Here is a 20968-nt window from a genome sequence, read left to right as displayed (position 1 = left end):
ACAAGGAGGGCGAGCGTCTCCTCGGCTCTCTTCTGGCATCACTAGCACGCGGGCTCAGCGGGCAAGTCCCTTCGCCCTTGCCGCTTCTGATCTAGACCATCGTCGCGATAGTGCATCCACGAGAGCCTCCTGACTGGAACATCCGCGACGGCGCCGAGGATCTGCCCATTGCCGACCGCCCCTTACGCCGCAGGATTCATCGCACCCCGCCGCCATAGGCTACCTACCAAGGGAATACCAGAGGAGCTCGCCATAACAGCGACGATTATGACTGATCCATACTGAATCATCATGTGCACCAGGCAACGAAGAAAACCCCGCAGTTCCCGTATAAACACTGGGGACTGCGGGGTTCTAGCTGGTGGCTCCGACCGGCGTCGATCCGGTGACCTTTCGATTTTCAGTCGAACGCTCTACCAACTGAGCTACAGAGCCTTGCAACCATCTTGTGATGATCACCGTCGACACCCGGATTTCTCCGACCGCCTAAGCGACCCTGACGGGACTTGAACCCGCGACCTCCGCCGTGACAGGGCGGCGCGCTAACCAACTGCGCTACAGGGCCTTGCGATTTTGCAAGAGTTTTATCCTAACAGCACCGCGACGGTGCTTTGGACAACTCTCCTGCGTACCCCCAACGGGATTCGAACCCGTGCCGCCGCCGTGAAAGGGCGGTGTCCTAGGCCGCTAGACGATGGGGGCCTGGACCACACAAGTGCTTTACTCCTCGTTGTGGACCTCTAAAACTATAGGGCCTCAATCTCAATTACACAAAATGCGGAAGTCATGCGCCGGACGAACGGCGGGAGCCGCGGCAGTAGAGTTTCCTGCGTGCCCATTGACATGAGCCTCGAGGACTTCGAATCCGCCGTCGACGACGCCATCGACCAGATCCCTGACAAGCTTGCGCGCGCAATGAACAATGTGGCGATTTTCGTGAAGGAGGAGTTTGAGCCGGGTCCGGGAGAAGAACCCGACCCCGACCTCCTGGGCCTCTACGAAGGAACCCCGCTGACCGAGCGGGACTCATGGTGGGATGCCGGATCGCTCCCTGACCGGATCAGCATTTTCCGCCAACCGCTCCTGCGCATGTGCGATAGCCGCGAGGAATTGGTGAACGAGATCCTCATCACAGTGATCCACGAGGTTGCGCACCACTTCGGCATCGACGACGAGCGCCTCCACGAGCTCGGGTGGGGATAACCGGACTCCGCAACAAGCCGGGCTTCATACTGGTTATATGGGCGCACATTCTCACGGGCATCCCGTCACAGCGACGGGAAAGCACCGCAAATCCCTGATCACGGTCGTCACCATCACGCTCATCGTCGTTGTCATTCAGGTGATTGGAGCGGTGCTGTCCGGATCGCTGGCGCTGCTCGCCGATGCGGGACACATGCTCTCCGATGCCGCGGGCGTCTTCATAGCGTTGCTTGCTTCCTGGATTGCTACCCGGCCCGCCACGGCCCGCAGCACCTACGGCTACCAGCGGGCGGAAGTCCTCGCCGCCCTCGCCAACGCAATCATCCTCGTGGTGATTGCCGTCGTCATTACCCTCGAGGCATTCCGCAGGTTCGGTGAGCCGATCGAGGTGCGCACCGACATCATGCTGGTAGCCGCGCTGCTCGGTGGGATCGCCAACCTGGTCTGCCTGCTCATCCTGCACGGCGGCCACAAGGAGAGCCTGAACATCCGCGGCGCCTATCTGGAGGTGCTGGGAGACCTGCTGGGCTCGATCGCAGTGGTGGTTGCCGCCGTCGTGATAGCAGTGACGGGATTCCAGCAGGCGGACGCCATTGCCTCCATCCTCATCGCGGTCATGATCCTGCCCCGGGCGTGGAGTCTGCTGAGTGACGTAATCAACGTGCTGCTGGAATCAGCGCCGAAAGGCGTGGACCCTGCGATGATCCGGGAGCACATCCTCACCGTGGAGGGAGTGGTGGACGCACATGACATACACGCCTGGACCATCACATCCGGGGTACCTGTGTTCTCGGCTCACGTTGTCGTGGACGCGGAGAGCCTCAACGCCGAAGGCGTGGACCGAATGCTGGATCGCCTCGTGCACTGCCTGAGCAACCACTTCGACACCGAACACTGCACCTTCCAACTCGAGCCGTTGGAGCACGCCGTCCACGAGAATGCCCAGCACGCCTGACGCTCGCGAAGGGGCAGCGCCGCGTCTCCAGGCGTACCGGCGCAGTCCAACAACCCGCTGCCGGGCCTAGGCCGCCATGGGCCCGAAGTTCGCGCGGTCGCTCAGGCGCGGGTCCTCGCGGTCGGGCACCACGAGTACCGGGCCCTTTGCATGGTGGAGCACACCCTGGCTGGTGGAGCCGAGCAGCATGCCCGTGAATCCACCCCGTCCGCGGGTTCCGAGCACAACCAGCTCGGCCGTCCGCGATGCTTCGATCAGGACTTCAACCGGCGGCCCGTCAAGCAGCTCGACTGAAATGTACAACCGCGGGAAATGGCTCTGCAGCCATGCCTTGCCCGCGTTGAGCTGAACCATGATCTCCTCGTGGAGAGCGTCCCGGTCAACCGGTGTCGGCATCCACGCCAGCGAACCGGTGAACGGCGGCAGTGAACACACCACGCGCAGGGGAAGCCCACGGGCCTGCGCCTGCTCAGCCGCAAGCAGCGATGCCATGCGTGCCTGCTCCGAACCGTCGACGCCGACAACGACAACCTTCTCGACTTCCTCGGCCCTGGGGCAGGCCTCCCCCTTCGGCTTGGGCGCCGACACACCCGCTTCGTCCAGGCGTGGAGCGCAGAAGAGCGGTACGACGACCGTGGGGCACTTTGAGTGCGCCGGCAGTGCAGAACTGACCGAGCCCAACAGTCTTCCGACGAAGCCTCCCCTGCCGCGTGACCCAACGACCATCAGTTCGGCTTCCTCGGAGAGTTCAAGGAGCACCCCTGCGGCATCACCGCTCTCCACACGAGGAACAATCTCGATGTTGTGGTGGCCGGCTATCCTGCTGATGGACTGGTCGAGGACTGCCTGCGCCCCCTCCCGGATCACCGAGTCGTCCACAGTGGCGTAACCGGCATCCATGCTCGACGCCGCGAAAACGGGGACAGTGTACGCAGTCACCACATGCAGCGGGGATTGGCGGCGCTCAGCCTCATAGGCCGCCCACACCAGGGCGCACATACTCTGATCGGAGCCGTCGACTCCGACAACTATTCCGCGCCCCTGGGAATGCCTCGGCGCGTCCCGCATATATGCCTCACTCATGTCCCGCTCCTCACGGCTTGCCCTAATCACACCTTCGCTGAGCCGTTCAGATATTTCTAGCCTACTCTTCAGTAGGAAGACTATTCAGCACCCAAAAAGTTATATAGGCTTCGAGAATCGTTATCGGGCGGATGGTCTCCCTAGGGGGTTCCGCCCGCTTTCAGTGCGCTTGGTTGACCCGTTCGCAGCCAAGTGTCCGCACAGCCCGGAAGAGGCGCCGGGCTGTGCGGAATTCTCCTTCCCTCAGGAGGTTTTCATCGATGGTGCCGGAGTCGATCACCCACGTGACCGCGGAGTCCTTCACGCAGGCCGCGGCAGAGATGACAACCACTGTGGTGATCGGTTCCGGACTGTCAGGTCTGGCAGTTGCCAGCGAGCTGAGCCGCCGAGGGGTGCAGTCCATCGTGGTCGAGAGCGTGGAGTGCCTGAGTTCCGGTCCAAACCGGACCGTCATGACCGACTCGGTGTCCCTGTCCGAACGTACCGAGCTCCTGCGGCTCCTGCGCTGCTACGCATCCAGCCATTCGCTGGACATCCGGCAGGAAACCGTGGCGGAGGGCTTGTGCATGGTCGGCTACTCGCAGCTTCTTCCAGCACCCGTGCTCGGCTCCAAAAAGTGGGCGGTGCAGACCCGGAACGGCGTCCTACTCGCCGACCATGTGGTCCTGACCAAATATCCCCAAAACCAGCTGCGCCGCTTTGTACAGTCTCTTGGTCTCGCCGTGGGGAGTGACATCAAAGCCGCCCTGCGTGCCATCGGTCTTTACCTCATCGGCGTCGGGGAAGTGCTGACGCCCACCACGCGGGAGATCGTCCGCCAGGCCAAGGTCATCAGCGACGCAATTGTCACGCAGGGAGCCGTTGCGGCCCAGGTGATCCATCCCGTGAAGGCTGCCGCTCTGGCCGCAGCAGGCGCAGCCAAGCGCACTCCCGCCATCAGCGCCTGACGAAACTTTTACGGGGCTTCGCTGTTTCCCTGCTTGAGCCGTCGTCGGGCACCAATACCGAGCACTATGGTGATTGCGATCAGCACGGCGATCATGAGGATGACACCCCAGGAGACGTCGAAACCTGCTGTGGGCTCCGGGTCGAGCGCTCCCGCCTCGGCAGGTTCCACAGGAACACCAGTGCCCACCGAAGCCTCCGGAGTTGCCGAAGCGTCAGGCGTTTCCGACACGGCGCTGCCGGCCGAAGCGGTGAATTCGAAAGTTCCCTCGATGGGATGCGAATCGGAAGAAACCACACGCCAGTTCACCGTGTAGGTTCCGGCCGGAGCTCCTTCGCGGAGGGCCTGTGTTGCCACGGCGTCCGTGATTGATACGTCCCCTTCGGCCCAGTCCTCGCCGGTTTCAGCCAGCACCTGAATTTCTGAGCCGATTGTCGCAGGAACGTTGGTGAACGTCAGCTCGATCGCCTCGGGGACTGTTTCGAGGGTCGCGCCAGCTTCCGGGTTCGAGGAGCTCAGTTCGTCATGTGCCGACGCCCCGTCTGCCGTGCTAAGGACCACGGCGAGCGCAATCATCAATACGCCGGCGAGGACCAGAGCCATACGCTGGACGGAACGGGCAACCGGGCGCGCTGCAACTACTGCGGGATGCTGGTTCATACCCAAAGCCTACGGGAGTGAACTGGCAGGATCCTGAGCCGCTCATTGGATAGACTTCGAGCGAACTCCCCCACCAGCAGAGGAATACCTGTGCCTGCACTGCGCACCACGATGGACCGCTACTTCCAGCTCACCGAACGCGGCTCATCCTATTCACGAGAAATCAGGGGTGGCATCGCCACCTTCTTCGCTATGAGTTACATCGTGGTGCTCAACCCCCTCATCCTCGCCGGGGCGGATGCCAGCGGCAACGTCCTGGGCCTGGAGCGCGTCGCGGCCGTAACCGCCCTCATCGCGGGCGTGCTCACCATTGTCATGGGAGCCTGGGCGAGGTATCCCTTCGCCCTGGCCACCGGGTTGGGCGTGAATGCCTTCGTGGCGATTACCGTGGCCACCAACCCGGAACTCACGTGGCCGCAGGTGATGGGGCTCGTCGTGCTGGCCGGCCTCACCATGCTCGTGCTTGTTCTTACAGGGTTCCGTACGGCCGTCTTCAATGCGGTGCCGGAAAGCCTGAAGACGGCGATCGTCGTCGGAATTGGGCTCTTCATTGCCCTGATCGGCCTGGTCAACGCCGGATTCGTCAGGCGTATCCCTGACGTCGCGCAAACCACCGTCCCGGTCGGGCTCGGCTTCGAAGGTGTACTGCTCGGCTGGCCCATCCTGGTCTTTGTGTTTGGCCTGATCCTCACGATCGCCCTGGTTGTCCGGAAGGTCCGCGGCGGTATCCTAATCGGCGTCATCGCCTCTACGATCCTTGCCGTCATCATTGAAGCGGCGGCGAACGTGGGGCCGAGTGTGGGACCTGACGGCGTCAATCCGCAGGGTTGGTCGCTCGTTGTGCCCGAATTCCCCTCCGGGTCCTGGGTCGGCATTCCTGACCTGAGCCTGATCGGCAGCGCCAGCGTCTTCGGTGCTTTCGGCACCCTCGGAGCAACCGCCGCCCTGCTGCTGACCTTCACCATCCTGCTCAGTATCTTCTTCGACGCCATGGGCACAATGGTGGGTCTGGCCAATGAGGCAAAGCTGGTGGACAAGAAGGGCAACATCCCGGGTGTTGACCGGGTGCTCATCGTCGACGCTCTCGGTGCGGTGGCCGGCGGGGCAGGTTCGGTGTCGTCCAACCAGATCTACGTTGAGTCGGGCGCCGGCATCGGCGAAGGCGCACGTACCGGTATCGCCAACATCGTGACCGGCCTGCTGTTCCTGGTGGCGATGTTCCTCACTCCCCTGATCTCACTGGTGCCGTTCGAAGCAGTGGCGCCGGCCCTCGTCGTCGTCGGTTTCATGATGGTTTCCCAGGTGGGCCGGATCAACTGGCAGGACTGGGGCATCGCCATTCCTGCATTCCTGACCTTCACGCTGATGCCGTTCACCTACTCGATTGCCAACGGGCTCGGCGCAGGATTCATCGCGTACGTCCTGGTCCGGACATTCCAGGGCAGGGCCAAGGAGATCCACCCACTCATGTGGGTGGTGGCGGGTGCGTTCGTCATCTTCTTCGGCATTGGCCCCATCGAGCAGCTACTGGGCATCGGCTGATTCTCCCCAGCAGTCGGACCCGTTCGAGGACCGGTTGCTCGATCGGGACTGGACCCTTGGCCTCTAATCCCTGAGTATCTGCGCGCCGCTGATGAAACGGGTCACCTGCGTGTTGTGCCACAGGTGCGCCGGCACGCCCCCACCCAGTAACTCCCGCGCAAGACCCGGATCCTCACCGAGCGACCCATCGCTTCCGGCAATGATGATGTTCCCGTACCGCCGCCCCTTGAGCATCGCCGGGTCCGCAATGATCACGGTGTGGGCGAAAGCAGCGGAGATGGTAGCGGTCTCCCGTCGGGCCATTGCGAGGTCGGGTGAATCGCCGCAGTTGACGACGTAGACGCCGTCGGAGTCCAGCACGCGCTTTGCCTGCTCGACGAATTCGAGGGTGGTGAGCGGCTCCGGCGTGCGACTGCCCGCGAAGACATCGCGGATGATGAGGTCGCGGCTGTTTTCGGAGAGCGACTCGGTGACCGCGCGCGCCTCACCGACCCGAATCCGTAGTAGTGGCGCGCGTGGCAGATCGAACCATTCACGCACCAGGCCGGCGAGCGCGCCGTCGAGTTCGACGACGACTTGCCGCGCGTCAGGGAAAGTCACCGCAAAGCTGCGCGCAAGCGAGCAGGCGCCCCCGCCCAGGTGGAGGGCGCGCAGCCGCGCGGTCGACGGCCACTGTGAGGTTGCCAGCGAACTGATCCAGCGCATGTACTCGAAATCGAGCCGTGCCGGATCCGCGAGATCGATATGCGAGCTCGGCACCCCGTTGACGTGGAGCACCCAGCCATTGGGGTTGAACCGGTCGGAAACCAGCTCGCAGTTGCCGGTGTCGATGGTGTGGATACCGGGAACCGGGCCGCCGTCGGCGCTGGTGGTTCCCTTGCGCTCTCGTTGACGTCCCACGAATTCTTACTCTTTCAACTGGTGCTGTGCCGGCTAGTAAGGACGGACCGCGCCCCGGTTGTGCAGGTATGCGTTGACCTGCCGAACCCGCCCAGGGATTGTGAACAGGTCAATGACCATCATGATCCATAGCGGTATCAGGAAGAGGAACCCGATCAGAATCCCCACCGTGGCGTAGCCGGCGAGGCCCAGCGCCAGGTACAGGAAACCCATCCCGTTCTGACGCAGGTAGAACTTGTGGGCGCCGAAGTTCCCGAGCAAGAACCAGAGCAGGTACGCGAGCCAGCTTTCCTTCGCCGCGTACACCACCACGTGCTGGGTGGGCTGGTTCCCGTAGTGGTTCGTCATGTCATTCCCCTGTCTGTTGTGGTGCTGTTGCGGCCTGGCCGGCGTGCGGCAGCGAACTTGTTCGGACCGAGCGCACCATCCGAATCTCGTTGAGCCCGCTCCACCGATCGGAGAGCGGCTCCCACTCGCCGTCCGGGGCAAAGCCGAGTTTGCGGTAAAAAGCGATGGCGCGTTCATTCCCCTCGAGCACCCAGACGCAGGCAGCGGTGTCCCCGATCGCGGCATCGGCCAATTGCCGCCCGAGGCCCGTGCCGTAATACTCCTCAAGCACGTAGAGCATGAACAGTTCGACGGCGGCAGGCGGGTCCTCGCCCCGCGCTGCTCCACCTGCGGCGATACCGACGATCCCGCCGCGATCATCGACCGCGACGAAAGGAACATCCTCCTGGCTGTCGAAGCCCATTCGCCAGGCTTCCGCCTGCTGTTCAACGGTCTCGTCCAGGCCGTCCAGTACCTCCGGGCCAAGCCTTCCGAGGTAGGCCTGCCTCCAGCCCTGGTTCTTCATCCGCAGCGCAGCCTCAAGCTCGTCTATACGGAGCGGACGAATAGTGACCATGCCGTTCATGCTATCCCCCGCCCGGGACAATTCCGGATGCCCCAACGCCCTGAAGGACAGCGGCGTGCTAGGTCCGGTGCATGCGGAACATGGGCTTGGAGTGCCACACAGGACCGCAGAGCGCCCTGGTTCCATCAGGGACAAAACCGTTGCGGGTATAGAACCGCTCGGCGCGCGGGTTGTCATTCAGGATCCACAGGTAGGCGGGCGAGGATCCGATCGCCGTCTCAAGCAGACGCTGTCCGAGGCCGGAACCGTGTGTCCAGGCCAGTGTGTAGATGTGATGCAACTCGAAGCCGGGACGGTCCTCATCCCTGCCGGGCCCGGAGGACGCGATCCCGACCGGCTGCCCTGAGGTGTCGAATGCCACCCAACTGTTGACGCCGTCGTCGTCAGTCAGTGCCACGCGCCGGCGGCAGACAATATTCGCCAGCTCCGCCTCGTAGTGATCATGGAACTCCTGCGGCATGATGTGCGCGTAGGTCTGATGCAGCGCGGCGACGTGCGTGCGGGCGTAGGTTTCGGCGTCGTGGGGTGTTGCCCTGCGGATCGAGAACTCTGTTCTAGTTGACGATGGCGACTGCAATCCCATCCCAGTCCTTGGATCCAACCGTCTGCAGGGCTGTTGCCTCGAGGCGCGGATGGCTGCCGAGAATTTCGAGCGCCTTCCTGGTTCCCCGGACGTCGTCATCCCCGTCCTCATCCAGTACCGTCCCACCGCGCACCACGTTATCCAGCACAATGACCGAGCCGGGGCGCGACAGTTTCACCGCCCACTCCACGTAGTTGGGGTTGTTCGCCTTGTCGGCGTCAATGAAGAACAGGTCATAGGGCCCGGTGAGCGCCGGGAGGGTCTCAAGCGCGGCCCCTACATGCACAGTCACTTTGTGCCCGACGCCGGCGGCCTCCAGATTTCGCCGCGCCACCTCCGCGTGCGCTGGCTCATACTCGCAGCTATCCACCGTGCCGTCGTCGGGAAGCCCCCGGGCAAGCCAGATAGTACTGAAGCCGCCCAGCGTACCGATTTCCAGTACGCGTTGCGCACCCTGGATGCGAGCGAGGAGCATCAGGAACTTGCCCTGTCCGGCGGTCACTTCGATGCCGGGCATCCCCGCGCTGCGCGTGTTCTCGACGGCAGCGAGCAGTGCGTCGTCGGGCTGCACAACTGTGCGGTTGAGGTAGCGATCCACCTCCGCCCAGTTGCTCACGAGTGCCCCTGGTACTCATCCATTTCCGCAATGGCGCCCTCAAGGCGTTCAACTTTCCCGGTCAGTTCTCCAGTGCGGCCGGGCCGGATGTCGGCCTTGAGCACCAGGGAGACGCGGCTACCGTATTTGGCAACTGCCTCCGTAGCGCGTTTGACCACGTCCATGACCTCGTCCCATTCACCTTCTATCTCGGTGAACATGGAGCTGGTGGAGTTCGGCAGACCGGAATCACGCACAATCTTCACGGCTTCAGCCACGGCGGCGTGAACGGAACCGTCGGCGTCTTCGGCCGTGTCCTCGTGGGCGCCGCTGGGCCGGCCGGAAGGTGCAACTGAGAAGGCTACAAGCATGGAAACAGTCTGTCAGGTTTGGCCGCGCCGGTCACGGGCTTTATTCGGTGTCCATCGTTCCGCTGATTCATTGCGGAGCGTTCAGTGGCGGACCCATGATTTCGATCTGGTGGCGTGTTGCTATTGCCTCGAGTGCGGGACCGTCCATCGGAACGGGCTCCGGGAGCTCCCTTCTCTCTGCCGGTGTGCCCGCTTCTGCTGCGAAGTCCTCGAATCCGGCCGGCGCGGTGATCACCAGGCAACTGAACGGCTCTTCCCCGACCAGAAAGCTGTGGACCGAACCTCGCGGAAGGAAAGCGAAGTCACCGGGCCCCAGATCAAAGCGGTCACCGTCACTCTCGAACAGCGCAGTCCCCGAGATGACGTAGAAGGATTCATCCTCAACGAGATGTCTGTGCCTCGGCGGCGAGTACCCTCCAGGATGAAGGATATGAACAATGGAGAGGCGCTGCCCTGTCTCCGACCCGCCTGCCTTGACGGTTACCAGTGCGTTCGTGAACCAGAGGGCCTTGCCTTCGTCGGGGCCGAGCTTGTATGCCGGTCCCCGCGCGACCTCTTCCGGTGTGCTGCCGTCGTTACCCATCGTGGCTCGCTCCTCAACGTCGAGATGGTGGGCATTAGGCTACTCAGCTTCGACGCGCCGTCAATAGCCCGCATTGCCACCGCATCGCAAATGAACGACGGCGGTAGCCAGGCGCTGCAGTGAAGCAGCGCAACAGTGGGCGGTCAGTGACTAAGCACCTGCGATCGTGCAGGATGAAGTAATGACCACCCGCGGTATTTATGTCAGCGCCATGGCCCCCAGCTCCGGCAAGTCCCTCATTTCCCTGGGACTGGCAAGCATGCTTCAGGGGCACGCGGACCGGATCGGCTTCCTGCGACCAATCTCGGAGGCGGAAGACGGCGCCGATGACCCGATGGTCCTGCTGATGCGGCGAGCGTTCGGACTGGATGCTAGGACCGCCCGAAGCGGAATGACGCGGGCTGAGGCGCGCGCGCTGCTGGTCTCCGGCGAGCGGGAGGAGATCGATGCCCGCTGCGTTGCCGTGTATAGCGAGATGGCACAGTCCTGCGACGTCATCATCGTGGAGGGAACGGACCTGAGCGGGCAGGACGCCGCCGTCGAGTTCGATCTCAACGCGAGGCTGGCGAACAACCTGGGCGCCATGGTCCTGGCTGTGGTGAGCGCAAAGGACATGACCGCAGCTGAAGCTGCCGACGCCGTCGACGTCGCGCGCCGCGAACTGGACGCAGCACAGGTGTCCCTGCTGGCGATGATGGTGAACCGCGCGGCGGAGGACGCCGTCGACGACATCCGGAGCCAGGTGAGGCCAGGGAAGTCCGGGCGACCGGTTTACGTCATTCCGGAAATGAGCGAAATCTCCCAACCGACCATCGCCGAAGTCGCAAAGGCCCTGGACGCCCGGCACATCGCGGGCGGAGCAACGCTCGAACGGGATGTGTCCGCCATCCGCGTCGCGGCAATGAACGTGGGGCATTTTCTGGAACTGCTCACGGACGGTGCGCTGGTGATTGTTCCCGGCGACCGCGCCGACGTTCTGGTGGCGACCGTGGCGTCGTCATTCTCGCCCGAGTTTCCCGTGCCCTCAGGCATGATCCTCACCGGCGGCATCACGCCGGATCCCAACATCCTCGCCCTGCTGGCCCACGCCACCTTCCCGGTATTCGCGGTCGACGACGACACCTATACCGCCGCCAGACGCGTCAGCGAGGTACGGGGTGAGATTGCAACCGGCCTGCGCCGGAAGGCCGCAGCCGTGCTCGGCGTGTGGGCGCGGCAGGTGGACACAACGGAACTGCTCGAGCGGCTGGAACTGCCGCGCCCGGTCAGGATGACACCGCTGCGCTTCCTCCACGAGCTCATCGAAAAAGCCCGCAGGGGCCGGAAGCACATCGTGCTTCCCGAAGGGCTGGATGAGCGGATCCTCCGCGCGGCAGAAATTCTGCGCCGGAGGGATGTCTGCGACCTGACAATCCTCGGGTCAGAGTCCCAGATCCGTGAACTCGCCGCCGGTCAGGGCATTGACCTGTCCGGGCTGACCCTGCTGGATCCTGAAACCTCGGAGCTGCGTGAGGAGTTCGCTGCGGAGTACTCGCGGCGGCGCGCACACAAGAACGTCTCGCTCGAAGACGCACGGGATCGTATGCTCGACGGCTCCTACTTCGGGACCATGATGGTGCAGCTCGGGTACGTCGACGGCATGGTGTCCGGCGCCGCCCATACCACCGCCAACACCATCCGTCCCGCGCTGGAATTTGTGAAGACCAAGGAGGGTGTGAAGATCGTGTCCTCCGTGTTCCTCATGCTCCTCCGGGACCGTGTGCTGGTCTATGGCGACTGCGCAGTCAATCCTGATCCCACCGACGAACAGCTCGCCGACATCGCCATCGCCTCGGCGGAAACGGCAGCTCAGTTCGGTGTTAAACCCCGGGTGGCAATGCTGTCCTACTCCACCGGCGAATCCGGTTCCGGAGGAGCGGTGGACGAGGTCCGGCGCGCGACGGAGCTTGTGCGTTCCCTCCGCCCCGACCTTCCGGTCGAGGGCCCCATCCAGTACGACGCCGCGGTGGATGCTTCCATTGCCCAGTCCAAGCTTCCCGGTTCCTCGGTCGCCGGACAGGCAACGGTATTCATATTCCCTGACTTGAATACTGGTAACAACACCTATAAGGCGGTGCAGCAGTCCGCTGGTGCGGTCGCCGTCGGTCCGGTACTGCAGGGGCTACGGAAGCCGGTAAACGACCTCTCCCGGGGATGCACCGTCGAGGATATCGTGAATACCGTTGCTATCACCGCCGTCCAGGCACAGGGCACTACATCGCAGGAGGCGTCATGATCATCCTCGTCATCAACTCGGGCTCATCGTCGCTCAAGTACCAGGTTCGGGATTCCGACAGCGGAGAACGGCTGGCGAACGGTCTGATCGAGCGCATCGGCGACGCCGCTCACGGCGGCCCACAGGATCATACTGAAGCGCTCGACCGAGTCACGGAAGAGCTGGACGCTACGCTGCACGGCAAGCCGATCGACGCCGTCGGACACCGTGTGGTGCACGGCGGAGAACGCTTCAGCGAGCCGGTGCTGATCACCAACGAGATCATTCGCGCGATCGATCGCCTCAATCCCCTGGCGCCCCTGCACAACCCCGCGAACGTGCAGGGCATCCGTGCCATCGCGGAGCGGTGGCCGGACATGCCGCAGGTCGCGGTCTTCGATACCGCTTTCCACCGCACGCTGCCTGAGCATGCGTGGCGGTACGCCGTGCCCGATGAGCTGTACAAGAAGTTCGGCATCCGCCGCTACGGGTTCCACGGCACGTCCTTTGAGTATGTGACGAGGCACGCCGCCGAGCTGCTGGGCATGCCAACGGAGGAGTTCACGGGTGTGATCGCGCACCTGGGCAACGGCGCGTCCGTCACCGCCGTGCAGAACGGCCGCAGCGTCGATACCTCCATGGGTTTCACCCCGTTGGAAGGCCTCGTGATGGGAACCCGGTCCGGTGACATTGACCCGTCGATCCTGCTGTTCCTCAGCCGCGAAGGCTACACGGAGAAGGATCTCGACCAGCTGCTGAACCGGGAGTCCGGCCTGAAGGGGCTCACGGGGCACAATGACATGCGTGCAATCGAGGAACCGGGCGACCCCGCAGGCACCATCGCTCTCGACATTGCGGCCTACCGCCTCGCGAAGTACATCGGCGGCTATCACGTCGCGGTGGGCGGGGCGCAGGCGATCGTCTTCACGGCCGGCATCGGGGAGAACTCCTGGCGCTTCCGGGAACGGGTGGTGAACCGGCTCGGCGCCCTCGGGGTTTTCATTGACGATGCCGAGAACCAGAAGCCCGGCGGTTCACCGCGCGAGATCAGCACCGAGGAATCGGCCTTCCCGGTTCTTGTGGTGCCCACGGATGAAGAGGCAGCCATTGCGGAAGCGACTGCCGCCGTCGTCGGTTCTGCCTAGCCCGGCCCGTCCATTCGGCAGGACGCGCCCTTAAAACGCGCTCTAACAGGGTGTGTCCTGCCAGCTCACGGCTCAGGGCGCGCCGAGCAGACGCGCCACGGCCGCTGCACCGGCACCCACCAGCACGACGACGAGAAACGGCGCCCGCAACCACAGCGCCACCCCGGCGGCAACGAGCGCCGCGAGCCGGGCGTCGAGAACCAGCGCCTGCCCGCTCGAGAACGTGTTGACGGCCGTCAGCGATGCCAGGAGCCCGATCGTCAACGTCCCGGCGACGCGGGTCATGCGCGGGTCTTCCATGATCCGTGCGGGGACCAGGTAACCGGCGAGCTTTGTGAGGTAGCTGATCACGCAGGCCAGCAGGATCCACATCCAGAGGTTCACGGGTGTCCTTCCGCGGGATACGGCTCGACATCGGGTTCGAGACCCTCGCGCGGCGGCCCGAAACTGAGCCATCCGAGTAGTGCAGCTACTGCGGCGGCCACAAGGATCGGCACCCCCGGCGGTACGAACGGAACCGCGAGCAGGGTCACCAGGGCGCAGACCACGGCGATGGCGGCCGGCTCGCGTGCCTTGAGCCTCGGCCACAGGAGTCCGAGGAACGCGGCGACGGCAGCCCCGTCGAGCCCCCACTGCGCCGGATCTCCGAGGGCATTGCCGAGCAGCGCCCCGACGAGGGTGAAGACATTCCACAGCACGTATATACCCAGGCCAGCTACCCAGAAGCCCCGCGCCCGCTCCTGCGGTTCGCTCTGACCCGTGGCGGTGGCAGTCGACTCATCAATGGTCACCTGCGCAGCCGCGAACCTTCGCCAGGAACGCGGCCGCAGCATCGCGTTCATCTGCATGCCGTAGACCGCGTTACGAATGCCCAACAGTCCTGAGGCGGACATAGCAGCCACTCCGCTTCCGCCGCCTCCTACAACACCGATGAATGCGAACTGCGAACCTCCACTGAACAGCAGGAGGCTCAACGCCATGGTCTGCAGGAGATCCAGCCCCGATGCGACTGAGAGAGCGCCAAAGGACACGCCATACAGCCCGGTCGCCACGGCAATCGACAGTCCAACCCGCACGGCCGGGGATTTTGAAAACTCCACCGGTCAAGCGTATGCCGAAGCTTCGAGCGCTTCACTTCGAGTCGACAGGCGGCAATACTGAGAAAGGTCAGCATACTTACGAATCCAAGAGGAGTAACGATGAAGGCACTTACCTGGCAGGGCAAGCGCTCCGTGAGCGTGGAGGAAGTCCCAGATCCGCGCATCGAGGAACCCACGGATGCTATTGTCCGCATCACCTCCACCGCCATCTGCGGCTCCGATCTCCATCTGTACGAGGTGTTGGGCCCCTACATGCACAAGGGCGACGTTTTGGGCCATGAGCCCATGGGCATCGTGGAAGCCGTCGGCAGCAGCGTGACCAACCTCAAGCCCGGCGACCGCGTTGTCATCCCCTTCAACATTTCCTGCGGGCACTGCTGGATGTGCAACAACGGGCTGCAGTCGCAGTGTGAAACCACGCAGGTCCACGAACAGGGCACGGGTGCGCGGATCTTCGGCTACTCGGAGCTCTACGGTTCCGTACCAGGTGGGCAGGCGGAGTACCTTCGCGTACCCCACGCGGACTACGGACCCGTCAAGGTGGGTGATGATCTCCCCGATGAGCGCTACCTGTACCTCTCCGACATCCTTCCGACCGCCTGGCAGGCGGTGCAGTACGCGGACGTGCCCGACGGCGGCACCCTCGCCGTCTTCGGGCTCGGTCCCGTTGGACAGTTCGCGGCTCGCAGCGGCCGCCACCTGGGCCACCGCGTGATAGCCGTCGAACCGGTTGCGGAGCGGCGGGAGATGGCCGAGCGGCACGGCATTGAGACGATCGACTTCACAAAGGAAGTAGGCGATGTGCTCCGGGAGATGACCAACGGACGCGGACCGGACGCCGTCGTCGACGCCGTCGGCATGGAGGCACACAACTCACCGCTGGGAGCGTTCGCGCAGCACGCCGTCGGGCTGCTGCCTGATCCCATTGCCAGGAAGGCGATCGAAACCGCCGGGGTTGACCGGTTGGCCGTCCTCCACGCTTGCATCGACGCCGTACGCCGCGGCGGGACCGTATCCCTGAGCGGTGTCTACGGCGGAATGGCAAGCCCCATGCCGCTGCTCGTCATGTTCGACAAGCAGATCCAGACCAGGATGGGCCAGTGCAACGTGCGGCGCTGGACGGACGAACTGCTCCCACTCGTTGAGGATCCCTCCGATCCACTGGGCGTGATGGACCTCAAGACCCACGAGCTGCCTCTCGCAGAAGCACCCGGTGCCTACAATATCTTCCAGAAGAAGCAGGACGGCTGCATCAAGGTGGTGCTCAAGCCGTAACAAGCCGCCGTGCCGCGTGGATCGCGTCGGCTGCCCGCACAAGCGCAAGGTGCGAGAACGCCTGGGGGAAGTTTCCGGCCATCCGGGCCTTCTCCGGGTCGTACTCTTCCGACAGGAGGCCGAGCTCGTTGGCGTAGCCGACCAGCTGGTCCATGAGACGCTTGGCCTCGTCGAGGCGCCCGGTGTGCGCGTACTGCTCGACAAGCCAGAATGAACAGGCCAGGAACGGGTGCTCCCCCGGCGCCAGCCCGTCGATTGCCGATTCTGTGCGGTACCGGAGCAGCAGTCCGTGGTCATCCAGAAGCTGGTCCTCCATCTGCGCCACCGTGCCGAGCATCATGGGGTCGTCATAGTCAACGAACCCGACCTGCGGCAACTGCAGCAGCGACGCGTCCACCAGTGAGCTGCCGTAGAACTGCGTGAAAGAGTTGATCTCACGGTCGAAGCCCTGCTCGAGGATCTCCTCCCGCAGCTCATCACGAAGCTTCTCCCACCGATCCGCTTCGCCGTTGAGCCCGTAATCCCTGACCGCGCGCACACCACGGTCGAATGCCGCCCACATCATGACGCGGGAGTGCGTGAAGTATGCCGGTTCCCCTCGCATCTCCCAGATGCCGTGGTCCTTACGGTTCAGGTGCTTCTCTAGGAAACCCAACAGCGCGTGCTGTAGCGGCCAGGAGAATTCACCTTCCTTGACTCCACGTTCACGCAGCTTCTCCAGGGCCACCATGACTTCACCGACGACGTCGGCCTGGTACTGGGTAACGGCCCCGTTGCCGATTCGGACGGGCGCCGAGTCGGCGTAGCCGGGTAAGTGACCCAACACCTTCTCGGGCAGGTTGCGCTCACCGGAGACGCTGTACATGATCTGCAGATCCTCCGGATCGCCGGCGACCGCGCGCAGCAACCAGTTGCGCCATCCGAACGCTTCATCCTGGTAGCCGTGCGTCATCATCGCTTCAAGGGTCAGCGCCGCATCCCGCAGCCAACAGAACCGGTAATCCCAGTTGCGTTCACCACCGAAGGCTTCGGGCAGTGAGGTGGTGGGAGCCGCGACGATGCCGCCCGTATCTTCGTGTGTCAGCGCACGAAGCACCAGAAGCGAACGCTTGACGATCTGGTCGTACTCACCCTGTTTCTCACAGCTCGCCGCCCAACCCTGCCAGTAGTCGATCGTCGCCTGCAGTGTGGCGTCGAAGTCCAACGGCGTGGGCTGTGGACGGTGTGAGGGGTACCAGACCAGCTCAAGGTCGACCTTCTCACCCGCCTGCACAATGAACTCACCCGCGTGGCGATGGTCTGCAGCATGGGGCAGATGTGTGCCGCGCAGCAGCAGGGCATCCGGGCCGGCCATGGCGAGGATGCCGGCTCCACCGTCTTCGTTGGTGCGCCGCACCCATGGCAGGACCTCCCCGTAGCCGAAGCGCACCACGAGTTCCTGCCGCATCGGCACGGCTCCGCTGATCCCTTCGATACGGCGTGCAAGGGACGCCCGGCGGTCGTGAATGGGCATGTAGTCGGTCACAAGGACCTCGCCGGCCTCCGTACGCCATCGGGACTGCACCACGAACGTTGAGTCGATGTACTTCCATTCCACCAGCTCCGCATTGCCGGCGTCATAAGCCGGAGCAACCAGCCATCGCCCGTGGTTCTCGTTGCCCAGAAGAGCGGCGAACACGGACGCCGAATCGAACCGCGGATAGCAGAGCCAGTCGACGCTTCCCCCTCGGGACACGAGCGCGCCTGTGTGGAGGTCGGAGATCAGTGCGTAATCCTCAATCGGCATAGCCATGCGTTAACTCAATCACATACGACCGATGGTGGGCTCCCTCTTCAGCCGGCGAAGAACATCGGCCGGTCGGTTGGTCGTGATTTCCTGGACGCCGAGCTCCCGGAGCAGGTCGACGTCGTCGTCCGTGTCCACGGTCCAGACGCGGAGCCGCAGCCCCGCCGCGAGCCATCGTTTCACCCGCTCGGGATGCGCACGCACGTACTCGATTCCGGGCCCGGCGATCCCCACCGCTCCGCTCGCAATGATGCGCTCACCCTCATGCAGCGCACGGCGCAGGAGATTCATGACGGCGGCGGCGGTGAGGGGCCCCAGGGTTTCGCGCACGTCATCCGGCTTGACGTCGGCGACGAGCTGGCAGACAACGTCGGCCGGGACGCGCTCCAGCAGGTGCCTCACCGAGTCTGGATTGAAACTCATGAAGGTGATGTGCAGGTTCGCGAGGCGGGAGGTTTCCGGGTCATAGCCCTCCCTCATCAGGAAGGCGACCAGGCGTTCCTCGAGCTTGAGGCCGAAGGGGCTCGGGTGCTTCAGCTCAATCGCCAGCTCCAGTTCGCGCCCGTCCTTGCGCAGCAAATCCAGCAGGTCCTCAAGGGTGAGCAGCTGATCGGCCAGTCCGCCGTACTGCGGCGGGATCCTGGCACCCTTCCATGAGGCGAAGTCCAGCTCGCGCAGTTGCCGCAGCGTGTAGTCACCCACTTCCCCCGTACCGCTCGAGGTGCGGTCCAGGGTGGGGTCATGGATACAGACAAGCTGCAGGTCCTCCGTGAGGTGCACGTCGCATTCCACGCCATCCGTATCTTCCGCGAGCGCCTGAAGGAAGGCGGCACGCGTGTGTTCAGCGAACTGCTCGCTCGCGCCCCGATGTGCAAATACCAGGTGTCTGACCGCTTGTTGTTCTGCCACAGGCCTTACGCTAGCGAATCAGCGGCGTGACTGTGCCCGCCGGTGACTGGTTAGATTGGGAATCCAGCACCGATGCGGAGGACTAAGTGAGCATTGCGTTGACCGATACGGAGCGCGCGGCAGGTCTGAGGCGGATGAAGACCGTTGCAACGGGCCTGCTCGCCGTCATGGCGGTGATCTTCCTGGTGGCGTTCGCGCTGCAGGATCAGTATCCGTGGCTACAGTATGTTCGCGCCGCCGCGGAGGGCGGCATGGTGGGTGCTCTGGCCGACTGGTTCGCCGTGACGGCCCTGTTCAAGTACCCGATGGGCCTCAAGATTCCTCATACCGCGATCATTCCGCGCAAGAAGGACCAGATCGGAACGTCCCTGGGGCAATTCGTGGAGGAGAACTTCCTCGAGGAGTCAGTGGTGCAGGAGAAACTCACGTCGCTCGGGATCGCCCAGCGCGCCGGCTCCTGGCTCTCACGGCCGGAGGGCGCCGACCGGGTGGCTGTGGAGGGGGCTGCCCTGATTCGTGGCGCTTTCACCGTGCTGGATGACGATGCAGTCCAGAAGGTCATCGAATCCATGGTTCGCAAACACTTGGTTGACCCGCCGTGGGGTCCGCCCGTCGGGCGGATGGCCGAGCGGATCTTTGAGGAGGGACACCACCACCGCCTCGTGGACCTGCTGGTGGATCGGGCGGCCGAATGGGTGGACACCAATTACGACGTCGTCTCCCGCGTAGTTTCCCAGCGCTCCCCTACCTGGGTGCCGCAGTTCGTGGACGGACTGGTGGGCGACAAGGTGTACGTTGAACTCGCGAAATTCATGCGGGCCGTTCAGGCGGATCCGCAGCACGATGTCCGGCTCTCCATTGACAAGTACCTCAAGGACCTGGCCCAGGACCTGCAGTATGACCCGGCGGTCATCGCGAAAGCAGAGGAGATCAAGGCCGGCATTCTCGACGACCCACGCGTGCACGACGTCGCTGTCCGGGCCTGGTCCACGGTCAAGACGGCACTGCTGGAAGCAGTCAATGACCCCGACAGTGAACTGACCCGCAACTTCAAGGCAGCGGTCCGGGATTTCGGGCGCAGACTGACCACTGACGAGGACCTCGCCGACAAGATCAACCGGTGGATTTCCGACGGCGTCGGTTATCTCGTGCGGACCTATCGCAGTGACGTTGCCGGCATCATCTCCGAGACGGTCGAGCGCTGGGACGCCGAGGAGACTTCCCGGAAAATCGAACTGCAGGTCGGTAAGGATCTCCAGTTCATCCGGATCAACGGCACCGTTGTCGGCTCCCTCGCAGGGTTGCTGATCTTCAGCATCGCGCACGCCCTGTTCGGCTGACGCGAAGGGGCGGAATCAGTCCCGGCTGTCCTTTTCGGACGCAGTCAGCTTCTCAAGTTCGGTCAGCAGCTCACCAGGAATGACGGTGGGCGGCGGACCAAAGGCTTCCCTGGTCGCGTCGATGACCGTACGCCCCATCTTGTGGTTGGCCACACCGCCGACAGCTGCACCCACGCCAAACGGTAGGGCCCTGCCCAACAGGGCTCCGCCCTGGCGTGCGAGCATACGCTTGAGGAAACGTTTGCGGATGCTGGCCCCGATACTGCGGACGGAGGGGGCAGACATCGACCCGCCCACAACGTTTCCCCAGTGGCGCGTCACTCCGCCCGCGGATGATCCGATAGTTGCTTGAATCAGGGCTGACCCTTCTTCCCCCATGAGAATGCCCATGACGAGGGTGCGTGCCCGCTCGGGATCCTCGGTGGAGATGCCGTGCAGCTCTGCCACCGACTGGGCATAGAGCGCCGTTGCCTCCAGAAAGCCGACCGTGGCTGCGGCTGAGAGGCCCAGCGCCACTACCGTGCCGATTGCAGGCACGACGGCGGTACCCCCTACCGCGGCTCCGGCCGTTGTGATTGCTACGAGATAGTCCCGTTCAAGTTTTGCGCTCAACTCGGCCGCCGTGGCCGTTGGGTCTTTCCTACGTAGCCTTCGGATATTCGCCAACACTAACGGCCGCTGGATGTCGATAGCCCGTTCCACCGCGCGCTGGACGCCTGGTTTCGGTTGGCCGTGGCGGTCGAATACCGCTCCGCTGGCGAATTTCCCCGCAGGGTTGAAGCGAGCCATTACTGATCCTTCCGTCGAGTAGTTCAAGTTTGGGTT

At 63.7% G+C, this 20968-nt stretch carries 22 protein-coding genes and 3 tRNA genes; 8 read left to right on the top strand and 17 right to left on the bottom strand.

The features are described from left to right. Positions 1–359 precede the first annotated feature (359 nt). From AC4D2M_RS08425 to AC4D2M_RS08415, 3 genes are all read right to left on the bottom strand, one after another. Positions 360–435, bottom strand: a tRNA-Phe gene (locus AC4D2M_RS08425). Between the two features lie 56 nt (positions 436–491). Further along, a tRNA-Asp gene (locus tag AC4D2M_RS08420) sits at positions 492–565 on the bottom strand. A 64-nt stretch (positions 566–629) separates the two neighbouring features. After that, positions 630–702: transfer RNA gene (locus AC4D2M_RS08415), tRNA-Glu, on the bottom strand. Positions 703–843: 141 nt separating this feature from the next. Between AC4D2M_RS08415 and AC4D2M_RS08410 the strand changes: the two genes are divergently transcribed. After that, positions 844–1203, top strand: a complete 360-nt coding sequence (locus AC4D2M_RS08410; protein ID WP_490891393.1) for a metallopeptidase family protein — start codon at positions 844–846, stop codon at positions 1201–1203. Positions 1204–1240: 37 nt separating this feature from the next. Then, positions 1241–2158, top strand: coding sequence for a cation diffusion facilitator family transporter (locus AC4D2M_RS08405; RefSeq protein ID WP_490891221.1), 918 nt, complete (start codon positions 1241–1243; stop codon positions 2156–2158). A 66-nt stretch (positions 2159–2224) separates the two neighbouring features. Here AC4D2M_RS08405 and AC4D2M_RS08400 read toward each other — a convergent pair whose 3' ends face one another. After that, the gene (locus AC4D2M_RS08400) at positions 2225–3241 is read right to left on the bottom strand and encodes a universal stress protein (protein ID WP_490891220.1); all 1017 of its coding nucleotides are present in this window, start codon (positions 3239–3241) and stop codon (positions 2225–2227) included. A gap of 260 nt (positions 3242–3501) precedes the next feature. Here AC4D2M_RS08400 and AC4D2M_RS08395 point away from each other — a divergent pair, with 260 nt between their 5' ends. Next, positions 3502–4188 carry an FAD-dependent monooxygenase gene (locus AC4D2M_RS08395; RefSeq protein ID WP_490891219.1) on the top strand — a complete coding sequence of 229 codons (687 nt, stop codon included), beginning with the start codon at positions 3502–3504 and terminating at the stop codon, positions 4186–4188. Between the two features lie 8 nt (positions 4189–4196). Here AC4D2M_RS08395 and AC4D2M_RS08390 read toward each other — a convergent pair whose 3' ends face one another. After that, entirely contained in the window at positions 4197–4847 is a 651-nt protein-coding gene (locus AC4D2M_RS08390; protein ID WP_490891218.1) for a copper resistance CopC family protein, read from the bottom strand. 111 nt (positions 4848–4958) lie between these two features. On the opposite strand from AC4D2M_RS08390, the gene AC4D2M_RS08385 reads away from it, so the two are divergent. Beyond that, the gene (locus tag AC4D2M_RS08385; protein ID WP_490891392.1) at positions 4959–6389 is read left to right on the top strand and encodes an NCS2 family permease; all 1431 of its coding nucleotides are present in this window, start codon (positions 4959–4961) and stop codon (positions 6387–6389) included. A gap of 63 nt (positions 6390–6452) precedes the next feature. Here the strand turns inward: AC4D2M_RS08385 and AC4D2M_RS08380 are convergent, their stop codons facing one another. The 7 genes from AC4D2M_RS08380 to AC4D2M_RS08350 form a co-directional block, all read right to left on the bottom strand. Continuing rightward, the gene (locus AC4D2M_RS08380; RefSeq protein ID WP_490891217.1) at positions 6453–7289 is read right to left on the bottom strand and encodes a spermidine synthase; all 837 of its coding nucleotides are present in this window, start codon (positions 7287–7289) and stop codon (positions 6453–6455) included. Between the two features lie 33 nt (positions 7290–7322). Further along, entirely contained in the window at positions 7323–7637 is a 315-nt protein-coding gene (locus tag AC4D2M_RS08375) for a TM2 domain-containing protein (RefSeq protein WP_490891216.1), read from the bottom strand. A gap of 1 nt (position 7638) precedes the next feature. Continuing rightward, entirely contained in the window at positions 7639–8193 is a 555-nt protein-coding gene (locus AC4D2M_RS08370; RefSeq protein WP_490891214.1) for a GNAT family N-acetyltransferase, read from the bottom strand. Between the two features lie 67 nt (positions 8194–8260). Then, a complete protein-coding gene (locus tag AC4D2M_RS08365; RefSeq protein WP_490891213.1) occupies positions 8261–8785 on the bottom strand; it encodes a GNAT family N-acetyltransferase in 525 nt (174 codons plus the stop codon). Continuing rightward, positions 8757–9401 (bottom strand): O-methyltransferase, encoded by a 645-nt coding sequence (locus AC4D2M_RS08360; protein WP_490891212.1) that lies wholly within the window; start codon positions 9399–9401, stop codon positions 8757–8759. The genes AC4D2M_RS08365 and AC4D2M_RS08360 overlap by 29 nt, the downstream gene beginning before the upstream one ends. Continuing rightward, positions 9398–9751: a thiamine-binding protein gene (locus AC4D2M_RS08355; protein WP_490891211.1), complete on the bottom strand. Its 354-nt coding sequence runs from the start codon at positions 9749–9751 to the stop codon at positions 9398–9400. The genes AC4D2M_RS08360 and AC4D2M_RS08355 overlap by 4 nt, the downstream gene beginning before the upstream one ends. 67 nt (positions 9752–9818) lie before the next feature. Further along, on the bottom strand, positions 9819–10334 hold the full coding sequence (locus tag AC4D2M_RS08350) for a cupin domain-containing protein (protein ID WP_490891209.1): 516 nt from the start codon (positions 10332–10334) through the stop codon (positions 9819–9821). Between the two features lie 181 nt (positions 10335–10515). Between AC4D2M_RS08350 and pta the strand changes: the two genes are divergently transcribed. Further along, the gene (gene pta / locus AC4D2M_RS08345) at positions 10516–12609 is read left to right on the top strand and encodes a phosphate acetyltransferase (protein ID WP_490891208.1); all 2094 of its coding nucleotides are present in this window, start codon (positions 10516–10518) and stop codon (positions 12607–12609) included. Next, entirely contained in the window at positions 12606–13733 is a 1128-nt protein-coding gene (locus AC4D2M_RS08340) for an acetate/propionate family kinase (RefSeq protein WP_490891207.1), read from the top strand. Before pta ends, AC4D2M_RS08340 begins: the two co-directional genes overlap by 4 nt. 72 nt (positions 13734–13805) lie before the next feature. Here the strand turns inward: AC4D2M_RS08340 and AC4D2M_RS08335 are convergent, their stop codons facing one another. Both AC4D2M_RS08335 and AC4D2M_RS08330 read right to left on the bottom strand, forming a co-directional pair. Then, the gene (locus AC4D2M_RS08335) at positions 13806–14117 is read right to left on the bottom strand and encodes an AzlD domain-containing protein (protein WP_490891206.1); all 312 of its coding nucleotides are present in this window, start codon (positions 14115–14117) and stop codon (positions 13806–13808) included. Continuing rightward, positions 14114–14833 carry an AzlC family ABC transporter permease gene (locus AC4D2M_RS08330; RefSeq protein WP_490891205.1) on the bottom strand — a complete coding sequence of 240 codons (720 nt, stop codon included), beginning with the start codon at positions 14831–14833 and terminating at the stop codon, positions 14114–14116. Before AC4D2M_RS08330 ends, AC4D2M_RS08335 begins: the two co-directional genes overlap by 4 nt. Before the next feature lie 99 nt (positions 14834–14932). Between AC4D2M_RS08330 and AC4D2M_RS08325 the strand changes: the two genes are divergently transcribed. After that, the gene (locus tag AC4D2M_RS08325) at positions 14933–16108 is read left to right on the top strand and encodes a zinc-dependent alcohol dehydrogenase (RefSeq protein WP_490891204.1); all 1176 of its coding nucleotides are present in this window, start codon (positions 14933–14935) and stop codon (positions 16106–16108) included. On the opposite strand, the gene AC4D2M_RS08320 is transcribed toward AC4D2M_RS08325, so the two are convergent. Both AC4D2M_RS08320 and AC4D2M_RS08315 read right to left on the bottom strand, forming a co-directional pair. Next, complete coding sequence (locus AC4D2M_RS08320) at positions 16098–17900, bottom strand: glycoside hydrolase family 15 protein (protein ID WP_490891203.1); 1803 nt, start codon at positions 17898–17900, stop codon at positions 16098–16100. The two genes, AC4D2M_RS08325 and AC4D2M_RS08320, sit on opposite strands and share 11 nt — an antisense overlap. 12 nt (positions 17901–17912) lie before the next feature. After that, a complete protein-coding gene (locus AC4D2M_RS08315) occupies positions 17913–18803 on the bottom strand; it encodes a glycerophosphodiester phosphodiesterase family protein (RefSeq protein ID WP_490891202.1) in 891 nt (296 codons plus the stop codon). 134 nt (positions 18804–18937) lie between these two features. Here AC4D2M_RS08315 and AC4D2M_RS08310 point away from each other — a divergent pair, with 134 nt between their 5' ends. Further along, on the top strand, positions 18938–20143 hold the full coding sequence (locus AC4D2M_RS08310; protein WP_490891391.1) for a DUF445 domain-containing protein: 1206 nt from the start codon (positions 18938–18940) through the stop codon (positions 20141–20143). A 15-nt stretch (positions 20144–20158) separates the two neighbouring features. On the opposite strand, the gene AC4D2M_RS08305 is transcribed toward AC4D2M_RS08310, so the two are convergent. Beyond that, entirely contained in the window at positions 20159–20932 is a 774-nt protein-coding gene (locus tag AC4D2M_RS08305; RefSeq protein WP_490891201.1) for a hypothetical protein, read from the bottom strand. Between the last annotated feature and the right edge of the window lie 36 nt (positions 20933–20968).

Source organism: Arthrobacter sp. TJ-270 (assembly GCF_058269075.1).
The sequence above is the reverse complement of the archived record's forward strand: the minus strand, read 5'-3'. Positions and strand labels throughout refer to the sequence as shown.

Coding starts and splice junctions, on each gene's coding strand:
- AC4D2M_RS08410 (WP_490891393.1), top strand. CDS start 844: ATGAGCCTCGAGGACTTCGAATCCGCCGTCGACGACGCCATCGACCAG.
- AC4D2M_RS08405 (WP_490891221.1), top strand. CDS start 1,241: ATGGGCGCACATTCTCACGGGCATCCCGTCACAGCGACGGGAAAGCAC.
- AC4D2M_RS08400 (WP_490891220.1), bottom strand. CDS start 3,241: ATGAGTGAGGCATATATGCGGGACGCGCCGAGGCATTCCCAGGGGCGC.
- AC4D2M_RS08395 (WP_490891219.1), top strand. CDS start 3,502: ATGGTGCCGGAGTCGATCACCCACGTGACCGCGGAGTCCTTCACGCAG.
- AC4D2M_RS08390 (WP_490891218.1), bottom strand. CDS start 4,847: ATGAACCAGCATCCCGCAGTAGTTGCAGCGCGCCCGGTTGCCCGTTCC.
- AC4D2M_RS08385 (WP_490891392.1), top strand. CDS start 4,959: ATGGACCGCTACTTCCAGCTCACCGAACGCGGCTCATCCTATTCACGA.
- AC4D2M_RS08375 (WP_490891216.1), bottom strand. CDS start 7,637: ATGACGAACCACTACGGGAACCAGCCCACCCAGCACGTGGTGGTGTAC.
- AC4D2M_RS08370 (WP_490891214.1), bottom strand. CDS start 8,193: ATGGTCACTATTCGTCCGCTCCGTATAGACGAGCTTGAGGCTGCGCTG.
- AC4D2M_RS08365 (WP_490891213.1), bottom strand. CDS start 8,785: ATGGGATTGCAGTCGCCATCGTCAACTAGAACAGAGTTCTCGATCCGC.
- AC4D2M_RS08355 (WP_490891211.1), bottom strand. CDS start 9,751: ATGCTTGTAGCCTTCTCAGTTGCACCTTCCGGCCGGCCCAGCGGCGCC.
- AC4D2M_RS08350 (WP_490891209.1), bottom strand. CDS start 10,334: ATGGGTAACGACGGCAGCACACCGGAAGAGGTCGCGCGGGGACCGGCA.
- pta (WP_490891208.1), top strand. CDS start 10,516: ATGACCACCCGCGGTATTTATGTCAGCGCCATGGCCCCCAGCTCCGGC.
- AC4D2M_RS08340 (WP_490891207.1), top strand. CDS start 12,606: ATGATCATCCTCGTCATCAACTCGGGCTCATCGTCGCTCAAGTACCAG.
- AC4D2M_RS08325 (WP_490891204.1), top strand. CDS start 14,933: ATGAAGGCACTTACCTGGCAGGGCAAGCGCTCCGTGAGCGTGGAGGAA.
- AC4D2M_RS08320 (WP_490891203.1), bottom strand. CDS start 17,900: ATGGCTATGCCGATTGAGGATTACGCACTGATCTCCGACCTCCACACA.
- AC4D2M_RS08310 (WP_490891391.1), top strand. CDS start 18,938: ATGAAGACCGTTGCAACGGGCCTGCTCGCCGTCATGGCGGTGATCTTC.
- AC4D2M_RS08305 (WP_490891201.1), bottom strand. CDS start 20,932: ATGGCTCGCTTCAACCCTGCGGGGAAATTCGCCAGCGGAGCGGTATTC.